Source organism: Kribbella sp. NPDC050124 (assembly GCF_044460355.1).
GTDB lineage: Bacteria > Actinomycetota > Actinomycetes > Propionibacteriales > Kribbellaceae > Kribbella.
The window spans coordinates 1-16,899 of the sequence record NZ_JBITJU010000036.1 but is presented as its reverse complement, the minus strand read 5'-3'; the positions used below and the strand labels follow the sequence as shown (position 1 = coordinate 16,899).

Sequence of the window (16,899 nt, the reverse complement as noted above, 5' to 3'; positions counted from 1 at the left end):
GGCGGTATTGGTGACCGCCCGGAATCGGTGATGTACGGCCAGTTGGTGTCATCCGACACCACTTCCCCTCGCCGTCTCGGCATCCGGCTGCTTGAATCGACTGGTGAGAGATCGTGAGGAGCTCGTCCGCCGCTGGCAGGCCGGGTGGTCGGTTTCGAGGGGCTGGACCACCGTGGAGGACGACAACGACGGCATTCTGACCGTCCGTGCGGGTGAGGAGAATCGCGCGACGGAGTACGTCGTACTGGACGCCGATGACAAGCCGGAACGCGTCGAACGCGCCGCCGAGCTGGCGCTGGCCGCCGGCGGTGGCCGGGGCGCGGGCTGGATCACGCTGGCCACCGACGACAAGGAAGCCCGGATCGAGCAGCTCGAGGATCTCGGTCTGGAGGTGCAGCAGGACCAGGACTGGCTGATGACCATCCAGCTGTCCGAGCAGCCGGCGCTGAAGCTGCACGAGCGCTACGCCCTGCACACCGAGCTCGAGTCCGACCTGATCATCACCCGGGCCACGCTGCACGGCGGCGTGGTGTCCAGCGGGCGGATGGCCGTGGTCGGCGAGGACGCGGTCGCGGACCGGATCGAGACCGATCCGGCGCACCGGCGGCGCGGGCTGGGCAGCGCGGTGATGGCCTCGCTGGTCGAGACGGCGGCCGCCCAGGGCGCCAAGCGCGGCATCCTGATCGCCTCGATCGACGGCCTGCGGCTGTATCGCAGCCTGGGCTGGAAGGTCGTCGCGGACATCGTGATCGCCCGCTCCCGGTGACCGCGCACACGTTTCAAACGACTGACATTGTCAAAGGTTCGTGAAGTGCGGCCTGCCCGGGGAGTCAGCCCGACCCGACCTGGGCAAGGCTGCAGACCATGACGAACCACCGCCGCCCCCAGCAACGCCATGGAGTGATCGGGCCGGTACTGGCCTCACTCTCGGCGCTGGTGCTGATCGCCGGCATCGGGTGGTTCGTGCTGGACCGGACCGCGAATGTCCTGACCAGCCAGGACCGGCCGCTGACCTCGACGACCGACGAGCTCTCCGAGACCCCGTCGGTCACGCCGTCTCGCCGTACGACTCCATCTCTCACACCGACTCGTACGCCGACCCGCGCGAAAGCCAGCAGTCCGAAGCCGACCCCGCGCCGTACGACGACGGCCCCGAGCCGGGCGGGCACCCGGACCTCGAAGCCGTCGCCGACCCGGACCAGCACCAGCACGCCGACGGCCACCAAGACCACGACCAGCGCGCCGTCCGGCGGATCGGGTACGGCGGAAGCGCAGGTGCTGAGCCTCACCAACAACGAGCGGTCGAAGGCCGGCTGCGGTCCGCTGAAGATGAACAGCGCGCTGACGGAGGCCGCCGAGGCGCACGCCGCCGACATGGTCGACCAGCACTACTTCTCGCACGACAGTCTGGACGGCCGCAGCCCGTTCGACCGGATGAAGGCGGCCGGATACAGCGGCGGCGCGATGGCCGAGAACATCGCGGTCGGCTACAAGAGCCCGGCGGCCGTGGTCGAGGGCTGGATGAACAGCGCCGGGCACCGCAAGAACATCCTCAACTGCACCTACACCGTGATCGGCATCGGCTACGACAGCGGCCAGGTGAAGCCCGAATGGGGCAGCGGAAGCTGGGTGCAGGACTTCGGCGGTTAACGCTTGCCGAGTAAACCTTCGATAATCGTTAAGAGGCGTCGCGAACCTGTAACAGTGACCTCTACGGTCGGTTAAGGTCGCTGTTCGGTGAACCAGGGGGGACCTGGCAACAACTGAACGCGGGGAACGACGAGCACTCGGTACGACGAAAACGAAGAGGATTCGCCCACCCATGACGGATTCGCCTACCCCCCGGCGACACCGCGGCAGCAGAAGAGCTCCCCGGCGGAGCCGCGGCCTGATCGGCCCTACCGTCAGCGCGTTGTCAGTTCTCCTCGCCACCGGCCCGGTCGTCTACATGATGTCCAGCGACAACTCCACCGTCGACGGCGCGACCAAGGTCTTGAACGTCTCGGAGAACACCCGGGACGACGCCGGTCGCTCAGTTGTCGACGGCACCAACTCTTCCGGTGCGCCGGCCGGCATGACGCTTCCGAACGGCACGACTGTCTCCGGCACCCCGGCCCTCGGTTCGGCGGCCTCGACGTCGACCTCGGACACACCGGCCTCGACCGGTACCACCGGTACTCCGTCCGTGACGCCGACGAGCACCGTCACCACCGCGCCGACCGCCAGCGTGACGACCGTGACGGTGAGCCCGACGGGATCGCGCACCACGCAGACCAGCACCAAGCCGAAGCCGCGGCCGTCGAGCAGCACATCGACGAAGACGCGGAGCCGCGAGCCCCGGCCGAGCGAGCCTCCGGCCGGCGGTGGCGGCACCAACTCGCAGGAGCGCGAGGTCCTCAACTACACCAACGCGATCCGCGAGCAGCAGGGCTGCGGCCCGCTCCGCCTGGACAACGCACTGGTCGAGGCGGCTGGAAGGCACGCCTCCGACATGGTCCGCCGGCACTACATGGACCACACCAACCCCGACGGCAAGGACCCGGGCGACCGGATGACGGCCGCCGGGTACCGCGGTTCCGGCTGGGGCGAGAACATCGCCGCCGGCTACGACTCCGCACAGAAGGTCGTCGCCGCCTGGATGAAGAGCGAAGGACATCGCAAGAACATCCTGAACTGCCGCTTCACGTCGATCGGCATCGGCTACGACCCGGGCCAGGTCCGGTCCGACTGGGGTCCGGGCAGTTGGGTCCAAGACTTCGGACGCAGCTGAGGGCGGCGGGCTGTCATTGTGCTGAAAACACTGAGTGTGGCGAAGACGTTGTCTCAGCGCCACAACGTCCGGCCGCTTCACGGCCGGTCACTGCGGGTAGATCCGTCCTTGTCATGTCGCCGGACCGTCCTGGGGGCTCCGGTGAGACGAGTGATGAGGCATGTCTTGGGGGCGAGACAGTGAAGGGAACAACGAAATAATGTCCGAGTCCGGCAACGGCCGGTACAAGCCGCGCAGGAAGGCGACCCGGGCCGCATCCCGCGGATCCCGGTCCAGCGCGGCAAACCGGCCTACTCCGGCGGAGACCACTCCGCCGCCACCACCGGAACCGCCGCGGTACGCTCCGCGGACGAGTGACGAGTCGCCGTTCTGGGCGACCGCGCAGTCCGCCGGCGCGGCCAACGAGTCTCCCTTCTGGGCGAACACCCAGTCCGCCCCGGGCGCCGGCACCCAGCCGATCGCCCGCCCGACCTCGCCCTCCAGCGTCACCCCCGGCCAGGGCTCCTACTCCCGTACGGCGGGCCTCGGCGAGACCGCGTCGTCCCGCTCGTACTCGCGGTCGAGCGACTCCGGCCTGGGCGAAACCGCCTCCTCCCGGTCCTACTCCCGCGCCGGCGAATCCGCCTCCTCCCGCTCCTACACACGTGCGAGCGACTCCGACCGGTCCTATTCCCAGGCAGCAGCAGCCGGTACGACGTCCGACGCCGCCTCCTCCCGTTCGTACTCGCGCGCGGCGGCGGCCGGCGGTTCACCCTCGTGGGTGACGCAGTCCCCCGCGGGCTCCGCGACGGCGACCGAGACCGCGGCGCGCGCCGGCCGGCGTTTCGCCTCGACGACTGAGGCCGCCGAGGCCGAGTCGGCGCCCACCGCCACCGCAGGCTCGCGGGTCGCCGGCACAGCCATCACCACCGCGGCCACGACCGCACCGACGACGACCGCAGCGGCTGCCTCCTCAGGTGGCGGCGGACGCGTCGGCTCGCGCACCGCCGCCCGCGCCGCCGGCGGCGGACGTGGCTCGAGGGCGAAGCGACCCGTGATCGCGGTCGCGTCCGTGATTCTGGTGATCACCCCGATCTCCTGGATCCTGCTGCACCAGCCGCAGAACGACGAGGCCGACGCCTCGATCCCGATCGTCACCCGCACCGACGACACCTACGTCACCCCGACCACCAAGCCGGTCTCCAACCCTCCGACGCCGAAGCCGAGCACACCCCCGGCGACCCCCAGCGCCACCCCCACGCCGTCGGCCACCCCGACGCGTACCCCGACGACCTCGCCCACTGACCGGCCGACGTCGTCACCCACCGAGCGCCGGATGACCACGGCCCCCACCAGCCGCCCGACCCCAACCGGTGACCGCACCACCACGTCGACCCAGCCGAAGCCAACGGAGACCACGACTGCTCCGCCTCCGCCGGTTGACGACGGCGACATGTCGGCCGACGAGCTGCAACTGTTCCAAATGATCGACAATGCCCGGCAGGACAACGGTTGTGCGCCGCTCAAGCGCGACAGCGACCTCAGCGACGGCGCTGGCGCCGACGCCACCCAGCGCGCCGCGTCCGGGAACACCAACTCGTTCAGTTCGTCGTCATCCACCGCCGGTGGCGAGAAGTGGACCGCTCAGGATGCCTTCGACCAGATGATGGCCCAGAGCCGGAACACCATCCTCAACTGCGGTCTGACGACGCTGGGTGTCGGGACGGACAAGGCCAAGTACAAGGATTGCCTGCTGTTCATCTGCTCCAACAAGACCCGGGTCGCCTGGGTCGCGGACTTCACGTAGGGCGGAGCGCACTTTCGTAGGGTGTTGGTGGGACCATGGGAGGGAACGACCCTTGGTCCACCAACCCTGCGGGAGGCCGGATGTACGGGGAACACGACGACCTGGACCCGCCCCGGCCCGCCCACTTCGGGATTCCGCCGGACGCGCTCGCCGACGAGCGCCCCGATCCGCGCCCGGACGAGGCGAAGCGGATGGGCCTGAGCCGGCACACCGAGGAAGGCGCGGTCCTGTACTTCGCGTCCTCGCTCGACCGGGGCAAACCCGGTCACCGGATGATCGCGTGGATCCTGCTGGTCACGTTCGCGGCGCCGGCGCTCTACACTCTCCTGCTCCTCCTGTGAGTCAGCCGAACTCCTGACGGTGCCGCTGCGGCGTCGTACCGAGCAGGGCGTGAAAGTGGTGGCGCAGGGCGGCGCTACTGCCGAAGCCGCTCTCGGTGGCGATCCGCTCGACCGGATGGTCCGTGGTCTCGAGCAACAACCGGGCCCGATCGAGGCGCTGACGCAGCAACCACGCCTGCCCGGAGCTGCCAGTGCGGGCGCGGAACTGCCGGGTGAAGGTACGGCGGGACAGTGCGACCGCAGCCGCCCATTCGTCGAGGGTGACGGGCTGGTCGAGTCGGGTCCGCGCCCACAGCATCGCCCTCTCGATCACGTCGTCGCTGGGATCGGGCGGCACCGGGACCGGGATGTACTGCGCCTGGGAGCCACTGCGATGTGGTGCGACCACGATGCTCCGGGCCAGCCGCTCGGCCAGCTCCACACCGTGATGCGTGCGGACGAGGTGCAGGCAGCAGTCGAGTGAGGCGGCGGTCCCGGCCGACGTGACGAGGTCACCGAGATCGGACCAGAGGACGTCCGCGCGGACGGTGATGTCCGGGTGCTTGGCCTGCAACTCGTCGGCCCACTTCCAGTGCGTGACCACCTCCCGGCCGTCGGCGATCCCACTCGCCGCGACCAGGAACGCCCCGATGCACAGGCCGACGACGGTCGCGCCGCGGGTGTGCGCGCGCTGGATGGTGTCGATCAGCACGGCGGACGGTTCGCGGTCCGGATGCCAGCTCGGCAGGATCACCAGGTCGGCGGTGTCCATCACCTCGAGGTCGTGGTCGACGCTGATCCCGAAGCCGGCGTTGGTCCGGAGCGGACCGGGTTCCTCGGCGCAGACGCGGACGTCGTACTCGCCGGGTTCGCCGAGGCGGTCGCCGAGGACCAGGCACGGCACGGACAGGTGGAACGGGCTGATCCCGTCGTAAGCGAGGACGGCGACAGTGCGCATGGAACCAGTATGGCCCGATCTTCAGGAACTGTGGCTCTCGGGCCAATGGTGGACGAGGTCGGCGGCCGCGACGATCGAGGCATGAAGATCACGCACATCGGCGGCCCGACCGCGCTGTTCAGCCTCGGTGGACTCACCTTTCTGACCGATCCCGCCTTCGACGAGCCACAGGACTACGTGCTGCCGACCGGGCGGGTGATGACCAAACTGATCGGCCCCGCGGTGCCGGTGGCGGAGCTCGGCCCGGTCGACGTCGTACTGCTGTCACACGACGAGCACAAGGACAACCTGGATGACGCGGGACGTGCCCTGCTCCCGTCGGTGCCGACTGTCTTGTCGACACCGGGTGCTGCGACGCGGATCCCCGGCGTACGCGGTCTGGAGAGCTGGGAGTCGGTGGAGTTGGCTCGGCCCGATGGCGGTGTGATCACCGTGACCGGCGTACCGGCGCTGCATGGGCCGGAAGGTGCCGAAGCCGTGCTCGGTGTCGTCACCGGCTTCGTCCTCACTGGAGACGACCTCCCCACCGTCTACGTCTCCGGCGACAACGCCTCCGTGGACCTCGTCAAGCAGATCGCCGACCGCTTCACCGTCGACGTCGCCATCCTCTTCGCCGGCGCCGCCCGCACCCCGCTGATGGACGGCGCCCCCCTGACCCTCACCTCAGAAGCCGCCGCCGAAGCCGCCCACCTCCTAGGCGCCGCCACCATCGTCCCCGTCCACACCGAAGGCTGGACCCACTTCTCGGAGGGCCCCGACCACCTCTCCACCACCTTCGCCGCCGCCGGTTTGGCCAGCCGCCTGAACCTCCTCACCCACGGTGTGGCAACCACCGTCGGCTGAACGCTAGGACATCGGGTTGGTGATTGCGGCCGGCAACGACGCAGACTCCCCGTGCTGGTGGAGTCTGCGGGCTACCGAGTGGTCGGCGCCGGATCCGGCCCGTCCGGGAGCCATTCGTGTACCAAGATCTCATCGCCTACGTGAAGGGTGCCCTCGGCAAGGACCGCGGCCTTCATGCCGAAGCTGACCCCGCCGCCGTAGTCCGGCTGCCGGCGGTACGTCGCCAGCGTCCGGGTCGGCTCCGGACCTCGCTTCTCGCCGGTCGCCTGATCGACGGTCGGGACCGCGCACCGGATCGCGCGGGCCGCGTACCCGATCTCCACCGAGCCGGCCGTCATCCGCAGCACCCGGTCCTCGGTGTGCGGCTCCGGCCAGCCGGAGACGACGATGTTCGGCCGGAAGCGGTTGACCGGGATCGCGTCGCCGCCGCGCTCGACGATCCGCTCGTTCAGGCCGTCCAGCGACGACAGCGAGGCGATCAGCAAGGCGTGCGCGTCACCGAACCCGGTCTGGCCGGGGTTCACGCCCCAACCGGGCCGCTCGTGCTCGGGTGTCACCCGGACCAGCGCAGCCGGTCGGCCGAGGCGCGCGGTGAACCACTCGTCCGCGGCCGGGTCCTGCACGACGCCCAGGCCGAACCACTTCCCGAACAGGCTGACGTCGCGCCGCTTCCCGTCGTACTGGACCGGGATCTCGAGGTCCGGGGCGCCCGCGGCCGAGAACCGCAGCGCGGCGCCGTCGTCGAGCACCTCGACCCGCAACGCGGCCATCGCCGGCAGGCTGCGCTGACTCAGGAACGTCCCGTCCGGCTCGACCAGCATGAAGTTCCGGTCGTGCCGGAGCCCGGCCGGACCGACCTCGGACCGGTCCACGGACACCCCGGCCAGCCCCTTCACCGGGTAGTAGGCGAGACCGGCAACCTTCGCAACAGACATTGCCCAATCGTAGCTTGACTCCTGACACTTGCCTTGTTTGTTCATGTTGGATTATGTTTGATCACGAGGAGGTCGAGATGCATGATGTGCCGGCGTTCGCCGCAGCCTTGCAACGGGTACGGCGACAGGCCGGCCTGACCTACCGTGAGTTGGCCGACCGCGCGCACTACTCGCACGCACACCTGGTTCGAGCGACCAGCGGGAAGCAACTGCCGACCTGGGACGTGACTGCGGCGTTCCTGACCGGGTGCGGTGTACCGGCTGAGCTCCTCCCGGTCTGGCGGCGGCACTGGGAGGCGGCCGTCCGCGACGCGCAGGACGTCGTCGAGCTGCTCCGGACCGCCGAGACCCTGCAGGACCTGGGGACCGCGCTGGCGGCGCTCGCGCGGCCGCGGTCCTCGCGCAGCCTGGAGCAGCTGACCGGAATCCCCCGGACCACCATCCAGGCATGGTTCCAGGGTGCGCGCATGCCCGGCCGCGACCGCCTCGACCGGCTGGTCCGCGCCGTCGGCGCGACACTCGCGGAGCGTGCCGCGGTCGCCGACGCCCTCGACCGGATCAGCTCCGGACGGCCCCGCGCAGCCGCCTGACGATCAGCTGAAGCGGCTCAGCGGCGGAAGGTACCGGCGGGCGCAGCCGGGGTGATGAAGCCTTCTGCGTCGATGAGTGGAGCCGCCTTGCCGGCCAGCTCACTCAGTGGGAGGACGTCGTACGGCGGTTGCGCCCGCCGGCCAAGCGCAGTCAGATCCGGGACGGGCTGGCGTGACGCGACCAGGATGACGTTCCCGAATCCCTTGCCCCGCAGCACCTTCCGCTCGGCCAGCACCACCCCGTCGCCCACGACCCCGCGGACGGTCGCCGCCGTACGGCGGATGAACGGCAGCCCAGCCGATCCGTCGATCAGATTCGCGACCAGTACGCCGGTCGGCCGCAGGACGCGGGCGCACTCGGCGAAGAACTCGGTGGTGACCAGGTTCGCCGGGACCGCCTCCCGCTCGAACGCGTCCAGGATCAGCAGGTCCATCGAGTCGTCGTACAGCTCGGTGATCCCGGCCCGGCCACTGACCCCGCGGACCTTGATCCCGGAGCGCTTCGGAAGTGGAAGCGCCTCGCGGACGAACTCGGTCAGGTCCTCGTCGGGCTCCAGCACGATCTGCCGCGACCGCGGCCGGGTCACCGCGACGTACCGCGGCAGGCTCAGCCCGGCGCCGCCGACGTGCGCGACGGCGACCGGCTGACGCCGAGGTGCGGCGGCATCGACGACGTCGCCGATCCGCCGCATGTACTCGAAGGCCAGGTTGGTGGGGTCGGCAAGGTCGACCTGCGACTGCAGCGAGCCGTCGACCCGGAGCACGAAGGTGCCGTCGGCCTCGGCCTCGACGGTCGCCGTCCCGGACCCGACCTTGCGTTCCACCCGCCTATCTTGTCACCGGACGCTCAGCGCGCCTCGGCCTCCTCGGCCACCGCGACGTCGGTGTTGTCGGTGAACAGCCCGTCGATCCCGGCCTTGCGGTACGCCGCGATCTCGCCGAACAGGTTGCCCGACTCGGCCGCGACCGCGGAGCTGTCGAAGTTCGCCGGCAGGAAGTTGTTCTCCACCCGGAACGTGTACGGGTGCACGACCAGGCCGGCCTTGTGCGCGTTGGCGACCAGCGCGGTCGGCTGACCCAGGTTGCCGGCGGCGTCCAGCGGGATCACCTGGTCCTTCGCCGGCCCGAGCCCCTTCGCGTACGTCGCGACCTCGCGCAACCCGGTCGCGCTCACGATGTCGGCGTACGTGCGCTTGTCGCCGGCGACCACGAAGTCGTACGGCGCTCCGGACGAGCTGGTCAGCTGGACGAGCGGCACGCGGAGCTGGTTGCGCAGGGCCTTCAGGTTGGACACCTCGAAGGACTGGACGAACACCTTCGCGTCCGGGCGGTTCAGGCCGTTGCGGTTCAGCGTCTTCACCAGCTCCGGCTCGAGCGCCAGGCCCTGCTGCTGGAAGTAGGTGGGGTGCTTGGTCTCGGGGTAGATGCCGATCGGGCGGCCGAGCTCGCGGGACAGCCGGCGGCTCAGGTCGATGACCTCCTGCAGGGTCGGAACCTGGTAGCGCCCGTCGAACACGGTGTTGTGCTGGCGGACCGCCGGGATCCGCTCCTTGGCGCGCAGCGTGCGCAGCTCGGCCAGGGTGAAGTCCTCGGTGAACCAGCCGGTCACCGCGACGCCGTCGAGCTGCTTGGTCTTCTTCCGGCCGACGAACTCCGGGTGCGCCGCGACGTCCGTCGTACCGCCGATCTCCGGCTCGTGCCGCGCGACCAGCACCCGGTCCTTGGTGATCACCAGGTCCGGCTCGATGTAGTCGGCGCCCATCCGCGCCGCCAGCTCGTACGACGCCAGCGTGTGCTCGGGCCGGTAGCCGGAGGCACCCCGGTGCCCGACGATGACGAAGTCGTCGCGGTGCTTGTCAGCGGACTGGGCGGCCGTGACGTCGGCCGGGGCCGACGTCGGCAGGGCCTGCGGGACCAGCACGGCCGCGGCCACGGCGAGCGCCGACGCGGCAGCCGGGACGAATCGGCGGGGCAGCACCGTTCGCTTCATGAAGTTCTCCTCACGGGTCAGGAACTGGAAGACACCCTTGGATACTGCCAAGACCTGCGGATGTCCGCGCGGTGAACGATTCGCCGCGATGTGAGCAAGTCGTGGGTCCCCCAGCGTTGGTCGCACGCACTGGGCTTGCTAGCGTCCGAAGCACACAGTCACAAGAGTTCGAGGAGCGAGTCGTGAGCACTACACCGGTGAAGGTGGCCGTTACCGGGGCCGCTGGTCAGATCGGCTACAGCCTGCTGTTCCGGATCGCGAGCGGTGCGCTGCTCGGCCCGGACACGCCGGTGCAGCTGCGACTGCTGGAGATCACCCCGGCGCTGAAGGCGCTCGAGGGGGTCGTGATGGAGCTCGACGACTCGGCCTTCCCGACCCTGGCCGCGGTGGAGATCGGCGACGACCCGAACGTCATCTTCGACGGCGCCAACGTGGCGCTGCTGGTCGGCGCCCGGCCGCGGACCAAGGGGATGGAGCGCGGTGACCTGCTGGAGGCGAACGGCGCGATCTTCACCGTCCAGGGCAAGGCGCTGAACGAGCACGCCGCGGACGACATCCGGATCACCGTGACCGGCAACCCGGCCAACACCAACGCGCTGATCGCGAAGAGCAACGCGCCGGACATCCCGGCCGAGCGGTTCTCGGCGCTGACCCGGCTGGACCACAACCGCGCGCTGGCCCAGCTGGCGAAGAAGGCCGGTGTGCACGTCACCGACCTGAAGAAGATGACGATCTGGGGCAACCACTCCGCGACCCAGTACCCGGACATCTTCCACGCCGAGGTGGCCGGCAAGAACGCGGCCGAGGTCGTGCACGACCAGGCGTGGCTGGAGAGCGACTTCATCCCGACCGTGCAGAAGCGCGGCGCGGCGATCATCGAGGCCCGCGGCGCGTCCTCGGCGGCGTCGGCTGCGGCGGCAACCATCGACCACACCCGCGACTGGCTGCGCGGCTCGGCCGACGGCGACTGGCTGTCGATGGCGGTCGTCTCCGACGGCTCGTACGACGTACCCGAGGGCCTGATCTCGTCCTTCCCGGTCACCACCAAGGACGGCAACTGGGAGATCGTCCAGGGCCTGGACGTCAACGAGTTCTCCCGCACCCGCATCGACGCCAGCACCACCGAACTCGCCGAAGAACGCGACGCCGTCAAGTCCCTCGGCCTCATCGGCTGACCCACACCACCGAGAACCCCCGGGGGAACTCCCCGGGGGTTCTGCTGTTTCAGCGGAAGGTGTAGGCGGCGATCACCGTTTGGGTGGTGGTGTTGCCGGTGGTGTCCACAACGGTTGCTTTGAGGGAGAGGGAGGGGCCGGCGGGGCGGTCGCCAGCGCGGCGACCGCGGGCACTGCTCTGTGCTTCGATGTCGAACTGAAAGCCACGAGGGCCCTCCCCAGAATTCGGTGTCGGTTGCACTGTTTGCAGCCAACCCTGGCGGGTTTTGCTGCGCATATGACGAAAACCCTCCGACATCGGGACGCGGGTTGTGACGCGGCCGCTGTGCCGGCGATCGTGGAGACCACGTGTGTGCCGTGGCCGAAGCCGTCACCGGCCGGACCGGTGGTGAAGTTCTTGGTCGCGACCACCTGGCCCTTGAAGTCCGGGTGAGTGCTGTCGATCCCGGTGTCGACGACCGCGACCCGGACATCCTTGCCGGTGTAGCCGGCCTTCCACGCCGCGGCCGTGACGACCGCGGTGCCTGCCAGCGCTTTCTTGTTCAACCCCATGGGTTCCTCCCCGAGTCAGCGGCCTGAGATCGGGCCTCTCGCAGGAGTCTGACGCGGGCGAACCGGCCAGTGTTGATTGCGGTTTCTTCTCTGTCCGTCAGGGATTCGTCATCCGATCGAGTAGGCGCCGATCACGGTCTGATCGGTGACGTTGCCCTGGGCATCGACCAGCTGAGCCTTCAGCGACACGGACTTGGCGTCCTTCGGCGTCGCGAAGATCGCCTTGTACGCGCCCTTGCCGGTCGGCGCGACCGCGGCCTTCTGCCAGCTCTTGCCGTCGTCACCGGAGACCTGGATCTCCAGCTTCTTGATGCCCGGCAGAGTGGCGCCCGGCTGGGTTTCGACGACGACCGGCAGCACGGTCACCGGCTTGCGCTCGGCGACGTTGTGGCTGTTCACTTTCGGCTGGAACCGCACCCCGAGCATCGGCAGCAGCGTCTCCTCGGCCGTCTCGCCCGAGGTGAACGTCCACTTCAGGTCCGTCCTGGTGCTGAACGTCGAGTACGACGGCCGCGTCTGCGAGGACTCCAGCGTGTACGTCGCCTTCTCAGCCGGCAACCCGGTCGCCTCGATGTAACCGAAGTACGGCGACTCGGCGACGACCTGCCCGTCCCGGATCAGCTTGCTGAACTCAGTGTCCGTCACCCCGTAGCCCTTGTTGCCATCGGCATCGGACAGCAGGTAGGCCGACAGCAGCAGCCCGTCGCCGGCCCGGACCGCGACCCCCGGCGTGGACGTCAAGGCGACCGCGTTGAAGCGCTCTCGGTACGTCTTGCCCGCCTTGTACTCACGGTCCGGCGAGCTCAGCCGGCTGATCGTGACTGGGAACGGGTCCTCCGGGTCCGTGCTCGGCTCGACCTCCTCGCTAGGCGGGAGGGGCGACCGCGGCGTCGGGCTGGTGGGAGCGGATGAGGGAGTCGGCGACGAAGCCGCTCGACTTGAGGTCCTCGACCAGGGCGTGCAGGTAGCCGACGGTGTCGGGGTGGCGGTCTTTGGTGGTGCCGACGGCTTGCTGGATCTCCATGAAGCGCTCGTCGATCAGCCGCACCTCGGGGTGCTCGGCGACGAACCGGGTGATCGGCTGGCGGATGCCGGCGGCAACCTCCAGGTCCTCGGCCAGGAACACGTCGGCGCCTTGGTCGCCGCGGACGATGGTCGCGTGCTGCACCGTGCGGGTCAGGTACAGGTCGTACGCCGATCCCCGCTTCACGCCGATCCGGACACCGGCCTGATCGACGTCGGCCAGGGCCTGCAGACCGGACTCCCGCCGTACGGCGAAGACCCCTTCGATGATCACGTACGGCGCGGTGAAGGCGACCTGGTCGGCCCGGGCAGGCTCGATCGCGAGGAAGCAGAGGTCGGCCTGGCCGGTGGTGAGCGCCTCGAACGACTTGCGAGCCGCGTCGAAACAGACCAGCTCCAGCGGGACCTCGAGGCGGCGGGCGATCTCGCGCGCGATGTCGACGGTCACCCCGGCCGGCTCCTCCGGTGTCCCTTGGGCCAGCACCGGGTTGCCCAGGTTGATGGACGCCCGCAGCACGCCCGACGGCGCCAGATCCTCACGAACACTCGTCATGCCGGCGACCCTACTCGCCGGGGCGCAGCAGCGCTTCGGCGTACTTGCGGAAGTCCGCGACCAGGCGGCTGCGGTCTCCAGCCCTGGTCGCGAGGACGACGTGACTCGGCTCGACACCCTCCAGCGGAATGAAGGTGATGTCGGGCCGGAGCCGGGGGCCACCGACGACGCCCGGCGCGATCGCGACGGCTTGGCCGGCGGCGATGAGTTCCAGCTTGTCCTCGACGTCCTTGACGAACGGGCCGTCCGGCGCGGGACGGCCGTCGGGCCGGGGATCGATGCGCCAGAAGGCGTTCCACTCGGCGTCGGGCAGCCGGGGCAGCGGTTCGTCCGCGATGTCGTCGACGGTGACGGACTCCTTGCCGGCCAGGCGGTGGTCCAGCGGGACCATCAGCACCCGCGGCTCGTCGTACAGGACGGTGACGTGCAGCCGCTCGCTCGCGAACGGGAGCCGGGCCACGACCGCGTCGACCCGATGCTCGGTCAGAGCCGAGTGCGGTTCGTTCCAGCCGATGTGGACCGCCTGCACGTCGGCCTCGGGGTGCCGGCGGCGGAGCTCGCGGGCGACCGGGGTGACGATCAGGTTGGTCGTGTACCCGATGACGATCCGGCTGGGCGAGGCCGCGGCCTGGGTGGCAGCCGTGGCTTCGGCGGCCGACCGGAGCAGGGCCTGCGCCCGCGGCAGGAACACCTCGCCGGCCTCGGTGAGCCGGCTGCCTTGCGGCGTGCGGTCGAGCAGGCGGGCGCCCAGTTGTTGCTCGAGGCTACGAATCTGGCGGCTCAGCGACGGCTGCGTGATGTGCAGCTCCGCGGCGGCGCGGCCGAAGTGCCGCTGCTCGGCGACGACGGTGAAGTACCGCACCAGCCGCAGGTCGAGATCGGAGGGCATGCCACCCAGCATAGGACGGTGAGCTGCGGTGATGCCTGAAACGTATTACGCCATGCGAAACAAGCTTTGGAATCGCGGCGGATCGCGATCACACGATGGAAGCACCTTCCCCCGGTCTTTGAGGAGTTGCTTTTCATGCGTGTTTTCGTCACCGGCGCCAGTGGTTTCGTCGGCTCGGCGGTCGTCCGCGAACTGATCGGCGCCGGACACCAGGTCGTCGGCCTGGCCAGGTCGGACGCCGGCGCAGCGTCCGTCGCCGAAGCCGGCGCCGAGGTCCACCGAGGCGACCTCACCGACCTCGACGGCCTGCGTACGGCGGCCGCCGCAGCCGACGGCGTGATCCACACGGCCTTCATCCACGACTTCGCCAACTTCGCGGCGTCCGTCGAGGTGGACCGGCACGCGATCGAGGCGATCGGCGAGGCCCTGACCGGCTCCGGCAAACCGTTCGTCGTCACTTCCGGGACCGGCTTGGTCGGCGGCGACGGCATCGCCACCGAGGACAGCGAGCCGGACCCCAAGGTCCCCACCAACGGCCGGCGCGGGAACGAGGACGTTGCCCTGTCGTACGTCGACCACGACGTGCGAGTGTCCGTCCTGCGGCTCCCGCCGACCGTGCACGACGAAGGCGACCACGGTTTCGTCCCCGGTCTCATCGACATCGCCCGCGCGCAGGGCGTTTCGGCGTACCCGGGTGACGGGACGAACCGCTGGGCCGCGGTCCATCGGCTCGACGCCGTACGCCTCTACCGGCTGGCACTCGAGTCGGCCCCGGCTGGGTCGAAGCTGCACGCGGTCGGCGAGGAAGGCATCCCGCTGCACGACATCGCCGAGGTCATCGGCCGCCATCTCGATCTCGCGGTCACCGCCGTCGAGGAGCCCGGTCATTTCGGCTGGTTGGCCGGGTTCGCCACCCTCGACGCACCCGCCTCCAGCGCCCGGACCCAGGCACTGCTCGACTGGCACCCGACCCACCCGGGGCTGATCGCCGATCTCGAGAAGGGGCACTACTTCCAGAACCGGTAGGAAACTTTCCTGACGATCTTTCAGCAGAGTCATTGCGTAAATCGTCGGAGGGGCCCTAGAGTCGGCGCCACTTGATTACCTGAACCGCCCGATGGGGAGTCAGATGAAGCGTCGGAGTGTGGGGTTGCTGGTGGCGGCTGCCACGGTGCTCGCGGGATTGACCGCCGTACCGGCCGAAGCGCACAGCAGCAAGCGAGTAGTGGGGTATTACACCAACTGGAGTGGGTACGACCGGAACTTCCTGGTCAGCGATCTGGTGAAGAACGGGACGGCCGCGCGGCTGACGCACCTGAACTACGCGTTCGGGTTCGTCGACGAGCACGGCACCTGTGTGAGCAGCGATCCGTGGGCCGACTACCAGCGGCCGTTCACCGCGGAGCAGAGCGTCAACGGCAAGGCCGACGAGCCGGGCCAGGCCCTGAACGGCAACCTCAACCAGCTCAAGCAGCTGAAGCAGAAGTTCCCCAAGCTGCGGATCAGCATCTCGCTGGGCGGCTGGACCGGCTCGAAGTACTTCTCCGACGCGGCCCTGACGCCGGCGTCGCGGGCCGCGCACGTGAAGTCCTGCCTGGACCTGTGGCTGAAGGGCAACCTGCCGGGTCTGCCCGCCGGCGCCGCGAAGGGCGTCTTCGACGGCATCGACCTGGACTGGGAGTGGCCGGCCAGCGAGGGCAACCCGGGCAACGTGGTCCGGCCCGAGGACAAGCAGAACTTCACCGCGCTGGTGCACGAGTACCGCAAGCAGCTCGACGGACTGTCGTGGCACAACCGCTACAACCTGACGGCGTTCCTGCCGGCCGACCCGGTGCAGGTCGACCGCGGGTTCGAGGTCACGAAACTGTTCAAGGACCTGACCTTCGGTACGACGCAGGGCTACGACTACCACGGTTCGTGGGACCCGATCACCAACCAGCAGTCCGCGATCGACGGCCCGGCGGGTGATCCGTCGACCGCCGAGTTCAGCTCGCAGGTGACGATCGACGCCTACCTGTCCCGCGGTGCGCCGCGCGGCAAGCTCGTGATGGGCGTGCCGTTCTACTCCCGCGGCTGGACCGGTGTGACGAACCAGAACAACGGCCTGTTCCAACCGGCCACCGGCCCCGCGCCGGCGACGTACGAGGCCGGCTACGAGGACTACCGGCTGCTCAAGGCGAAGCTGTCCGGCTTCACCGTGCACCGCGACGAGCAGGCGGGATTCGCCTGGCTGTTCGACGGTACGACGTTCTGGACCTGGGACGACCCGGTCGAGATGAAGCGCAAGGCGCAGTACATCTCGCAGCGCGACCTGGGTGGGGCGATGATCTGGTCGCTCGACGGGGACACCGAAAATGGCGAGCTGATCAAGGCGTTGCACCGTAATCTTCACTGAGTGGACCTGAACGCACTGGTGGGGGGGGGGGGGGGGGGGGGGGGGGGGGCGCGGCCCCCCCCGGGGGGGCGGGGGGGGGCGGCGGGGGGGGGGGGGGGGGGGCGGGGGCGGGGGGCGCAA

General features: G+C 69.6%; 20 protein-coding genes. 10 read left to right on the top strand and 10 right to left on the bottom strand.

Annotation, left to right across the window (positions count from 1 at the left end; translation table 11 throughout):
* Positions 1–103 precede the first annotated feature (103 nt).
* The 3 genes from ACIBL3_RS43390 (at position 104) to ACIBL3_RS43380 (ending at position 2,770) form a co-directional block, all read left to right on the top strand.
* Positions 104–766, top strand: a complete 663-nt coding sequence (locus ACIBL3_RS43390; protein WP_396359864.1) for a GNAT family N-acetyltransferase — start codon at positions 104–106, stop codon at positions 764–766.
* 98 nt (positions 767–864) lie between these two features.
* Positions 865–1,650 carry a CAP domain-containing protein gene (locus ACIBL3_RS43385; RefSeq protein WP_396359863.1) on the top strand — a complete coding sequence of 262 codons (786 nt, stop codon included), beginning with the start codon at positions 865–867 and terminating at the stop codon, positions 1,648–1,650.
* 262 nt (positions 1,651–1,912) lie between these two features.
* Complete coding sequence (locus ACIBL3_RS43380) at positions 1,913–2,770, top strand: CAP domain-containing protein (protein WP_396359862.1); 858 nt, start codon at positions 1,913–1,915, stop codon at positions 2,768–2,770.
* Positions 2,771–2,881: 111 nt separating this feature from the next.
* Here ACIBL3_RS43380 and ACIBL3_RS43375 read toward each other — a convergent pair whose 3' ends face one another.
* Both ACIBL3_RS43375 and ACIBL3_RS43370 read right to left on the bottom strand, forming a co-directional pair.
* Positions 2,882–3,259, bottom strand: a complete 378-nt coding sequence (locus ACIBL3_RS43375; RefSeq protein ID WP_396359861.1) for a hypothetical protein — start codon at positions 3,257–3,259, stop codon at positions 2,882–2,884.
* Between the two features lie 177 nt (positions 3,260–3,436).
* Positions 3,437–3,838: a hypothetical protein gene (locus ACIBL3_RS43370; protein ID WP_396359860.1), complete on the bottom strand. Its 402-nt coding sequence runs from the start codon at positions 3,836–3,838 to the stop codon at positions 3,437–3,439.
* Between ACIBL3_RS43370 and ACIBL3_RS43365 the strand changes: the two genes are divergently transcribed.
* Positions 3,822–4,556, top strand: a complete 735-nt coding sequence (locus ACIBL3_RS43365; RefSeq protein WP_396359859.1) for a CAP domain-containing protein — start codon at positions 3,822–3,824, stop codon at positions 4,554–4,556. The two genes, ACIBL3_RS43370 and ACIBL3_RS43365, sit on opposite strands and share 17 nt — an antisense overlap.
* Before the next feature lie 80 nt (positions 4,557–4,636).
* Positions 4,637–4,897 carry a hypothetical protein gene (locus ACIBL3_RS43360; RefSeq protein WP_396359858.1) on the top strand — a complete coding sequence of 87 codons (261 nt, stop codon included), beginning with the start codon at positions 4,637–4,639 and terminating at the stop codon, positions 4,895–4,897.
* A 1-nt stretch (position 4,898) separates the two neighbouring features.
* On the opposite strand, the gene ACIBL3_RS43355 is transcribed toward ACIBL3_RS43360, so the two are convergent.
* Positions 4,899–5,834, bottom strand: coding sequence for a GlxA family transcriptional regulator (locus ACIBL3_RS43355; RefSeq protein ID WP_396359857.1), 936 nt, complete (start codon positions 5,832–5,834; stop codon positions 4,899–4,901).
* 81 nt (positions 5,835–5,915) lie between these two features.
* Between ACIBL3_RS43355 and ACIBL3_RS43350 the strand changes: the two genes are divergently transcribed.
* Positions 5,916–6,677, top strand: a complete 762-nt coding sequence (locus tag ACIBL3_RS43350) for an MBL fold metallo-hydrolase (protein ID WP_396359856.1) — start codon at positions 5,916–5,918, stop codon at positions 6,675–6,677.
* A 71-nt stretch (positions 6,678–6,748) separates the two neighbouring features.
* On the opposite strand, the gene ACIBL3_RS43345 is transcribed toward ACIBL3_RS43350, so the two are convergent.
* On the bottom strand, positions 6,749–7,612 hold the full coding sequence (locus ACIBL3_RS43345; protein WP_396359855.1) for an MOSC domain-containing protein: 864 nt from the start codon (positions 7,610–7,612) through the stop codon (positions 6,749–6,751).
* A 77-nt stretch (positions 7,613–7,689) separates the two neighbouring features.
* Between ACIBL3_RS43345 and ACIBL3_RS43340 the strand changes: the two genes are divergently transcribed.
* Positions 7,690–8,202 carry a helix-turn-helix transcriptional regulator gene (locus tag ACIBL3_RS43340; protein WP_396359854.1) on the top strand — a complete coding sequence of 171 codons (513 nt, stop codon included), beginning with the start codon at positions 7,690–7,692 and terminating at the stop codon, positions 8,200–8,202.
* 17 nt (positions 8,203–8,219) lie between these two features.
* On the opposite strand, the gene ACIBL3_RS43335 is transcribed toward ACIBL3_RS43340, so the two are convergent.
* Both ACIBL3_RS43335 and ACIBL3_RS43330 read right to left on the bottom strand, forming a co-directional pair.
* A complete protein-coding gene (locus ACIBL3_RS43335; protein WP_396359853.1) occupies positions 8,220–9,026 on the bottom strand; it encodes a spermidine synthase in 807 nt (268 codons plus the stop codon).
* A 23-nt stretch (positions 9,027–9,049) separates the two neighbouring features.
* On the bottom strand, positions 9,050–10,192 hold the full coding sequence (locus ACIBL3_RS43330) for a glycerophosphodiester phosphodiesterase (RefSeq protein WP_396359852.1): 1,143 nt from the start codon (positions 10,190–10,192) through the stop codon (positions 9,050–9,052).
* Positions 10,193–10,374: 182 nt separating this feature from the next.
* On the opposite strand from ACIBL3_RS43330, the gene ACIBL3_RS43325 reads away from it, so the two are divergent.
* The gene (locus tag ACIBL3_RS43325; RefSeq protein ID WP_396359851.1) at positions 10,375–11,367 is read left to right on the top strand and encodes a malate dehydrogenase; all 993 of its coding nucleotides are present in this window, start codon (positions 10,375–10,377) and stop codon (positions 11,365–11,367) included.
* Between the two features lie 72 nt (positions 11,368–11,439).
* Here ACIBL3_RS43325 and ACIBL3_RS43320 read toward each other — a convergent pair whose 3' ends face one another.
* From ACIBL3_RS43320 to ACIBL3_RS43305, 4 genes are all read right to left on the bottom strand, one after another.
* The gene (locus ACIBL3_RS43320; RefSeq protein WP_396359850.1) at positions 11,440–11,919 is read right to left on the bottom strand and encodes a S8 family serine peptidase; all 480 of its coding nucleotides are present in this window, start codon (positions 11,917–11,919) and stop codon (positions 11,440–11,442) included.
* Between the two features lie 108 nt (positions 11,920–12,027).
* Positions 12,028–12,660 (bottom strand): hypothetical protein, encoded by a 633-nt coding sequence (locus ACIBL3_RS43315; protein ID WP_396359849.1) that lies wholly within the window; start codon positions 12,658–12,660, stop codon positions 12,028–12,030.
* 124 nt (positions 12,661–12,784) lie between these two features.
* Entirely contained in the window at positions 12,785–13,495 is a 711-nt protein-coding gene (locus ACIBL3_RS43310) for a transporter substrate-binding domain-containing protein (RefSeq protein WP_396359848.1), read from the bottom strand.
* 10 nt (positions 13,496–13,505) lie between these two features.
* The gene (locus ACIBL3_RS43305; protein WP_396359847.1) at positions 13,506–14,384 is read right to left on the bottom strand and encodes a LysR family transcriptional regulator; all 879 of its coding nucleotides are present in this window, start codon (positions 14,382–14,384) and stop codon (positions 13,506–13,508) included.
* 135 nt (positions 14,385–14,519) lie between these two features.
* On the opposite strand from ACIBL3_RS43305, the gene ACIBL3_RS43300 reads away from it, so the two are divergent.
* Positions 14,520–15,410: an SDR family oxidoreductase gene (locus tag ACIBL3_RS43300; RefSeq protein ID WP_396359846.1), complete on the top strand. Its 891-nt coding sequence runs from the start codon at positions 14,520–14,522 to the stop codon at positions 15,408–15,410.
* Positions 15,411–15,513: 103 nt separating this feature from the next.
* Entirely contained in the window at positions 15,514–16,779 is a 1,266-nt protein-coding gene (locus tag ACIBL3_RS43295; RefSeq protein ID WP_396359845.1) for a glycoside hydrolase family 18 protein, read from the top strand.
* Positions 16,780–16,899: the final 120 nt, after the last annotated feature.

Bases quoted from the DNA above. Each gene is read 5' to 3' on its own strand.
- ACIBL3_RS43385 (WP_396359863.1), top strand. From the start codon at position 865: ATGACGAACCACCGCCGCCCCCAGCAACGCCATGGAGTGATCGGGCCG.
- ACIBL3_RS43360 (WP_396359858.1), top strand. From the start codon at position 4,637: ATGTACGGGGAACACGACGACCTGGACCCGCCCCGGCCCGCCCACTTC.
- ACIBL3_RS43355 (WP_396359857.1), bottom strand. From the start codon at position 5,834: ATGCGCACTGTCGCCGTCCTCGCTTACGACGGGATCAGCCCGTTCCAC.
- ACIBL3_RS43350 (WP_396359856.1), top strand. From the start codon at position 5,916: ATGAAGATCACGCACATCGGCGGCCCGACCGCGCTGTTCAGCCTCGGT.
- ACIBL3_RS43345 (WP_396359855.1), bottom strand. From the start codon at position 7,612: ATGTCTGTTGCGAAGGTTGCCGGTCTCGCCTACTACCCGGTGAAGGGG.
- ACIBL3_RS43340 (WP_396359854.1), top strand. From the start codon at position 7,690: ATGCATGATGTGCCGGCGTTCGCCGCAGCCTTGCAACGGGTACGGCGA.
- ACIBL3_RS43330 (WP_396359852.1), bottom strand. From the start codon at position 10,192: ATGAAGCGAACGGTGCTGCCCCGCCGATTCGTCCCGGCTGCCGCGTCG.
- ACIBL3_RS43320 (WP_396359850.1), bottom strand. From the start codon at position 11,919: ATGGGGTTGAACAAGAAAGCGCTGGCAGGCACCGCGGTCGTCACGGCC.
- ACIBL3_RS43310 (WP_396359848.1), bottom strand. From the start codon at position 13,495: ATGACGAGTGTTCGTGAGGATCTGGCGCCGTCGGGCGTGCTGCGGGCG.
- ACIBL3_RS43305 (WP_396359847.1), bottom strand. From the start codon at position 14,384: ATGCCCTCCGATCTCGACCTGCGGCTGGTGCGGTACTTCACCGTCGTC.
- ACIBL3_RS43300 (WP_396359846.1), top strand. From the start codon at position 14,520: ATGCGTGTTTTCGTCACCGGCGCCAGTGGTTTCGTCGGCTCGGCGGTC.
- ACIBL3_RS43295 (WP_396359845.1), top strand. From the start codon at position 15,514: ATGAAGCGTCGGAGTGTGGGGTTGCTGGTGGCGGCTGCCACGGTGCTC.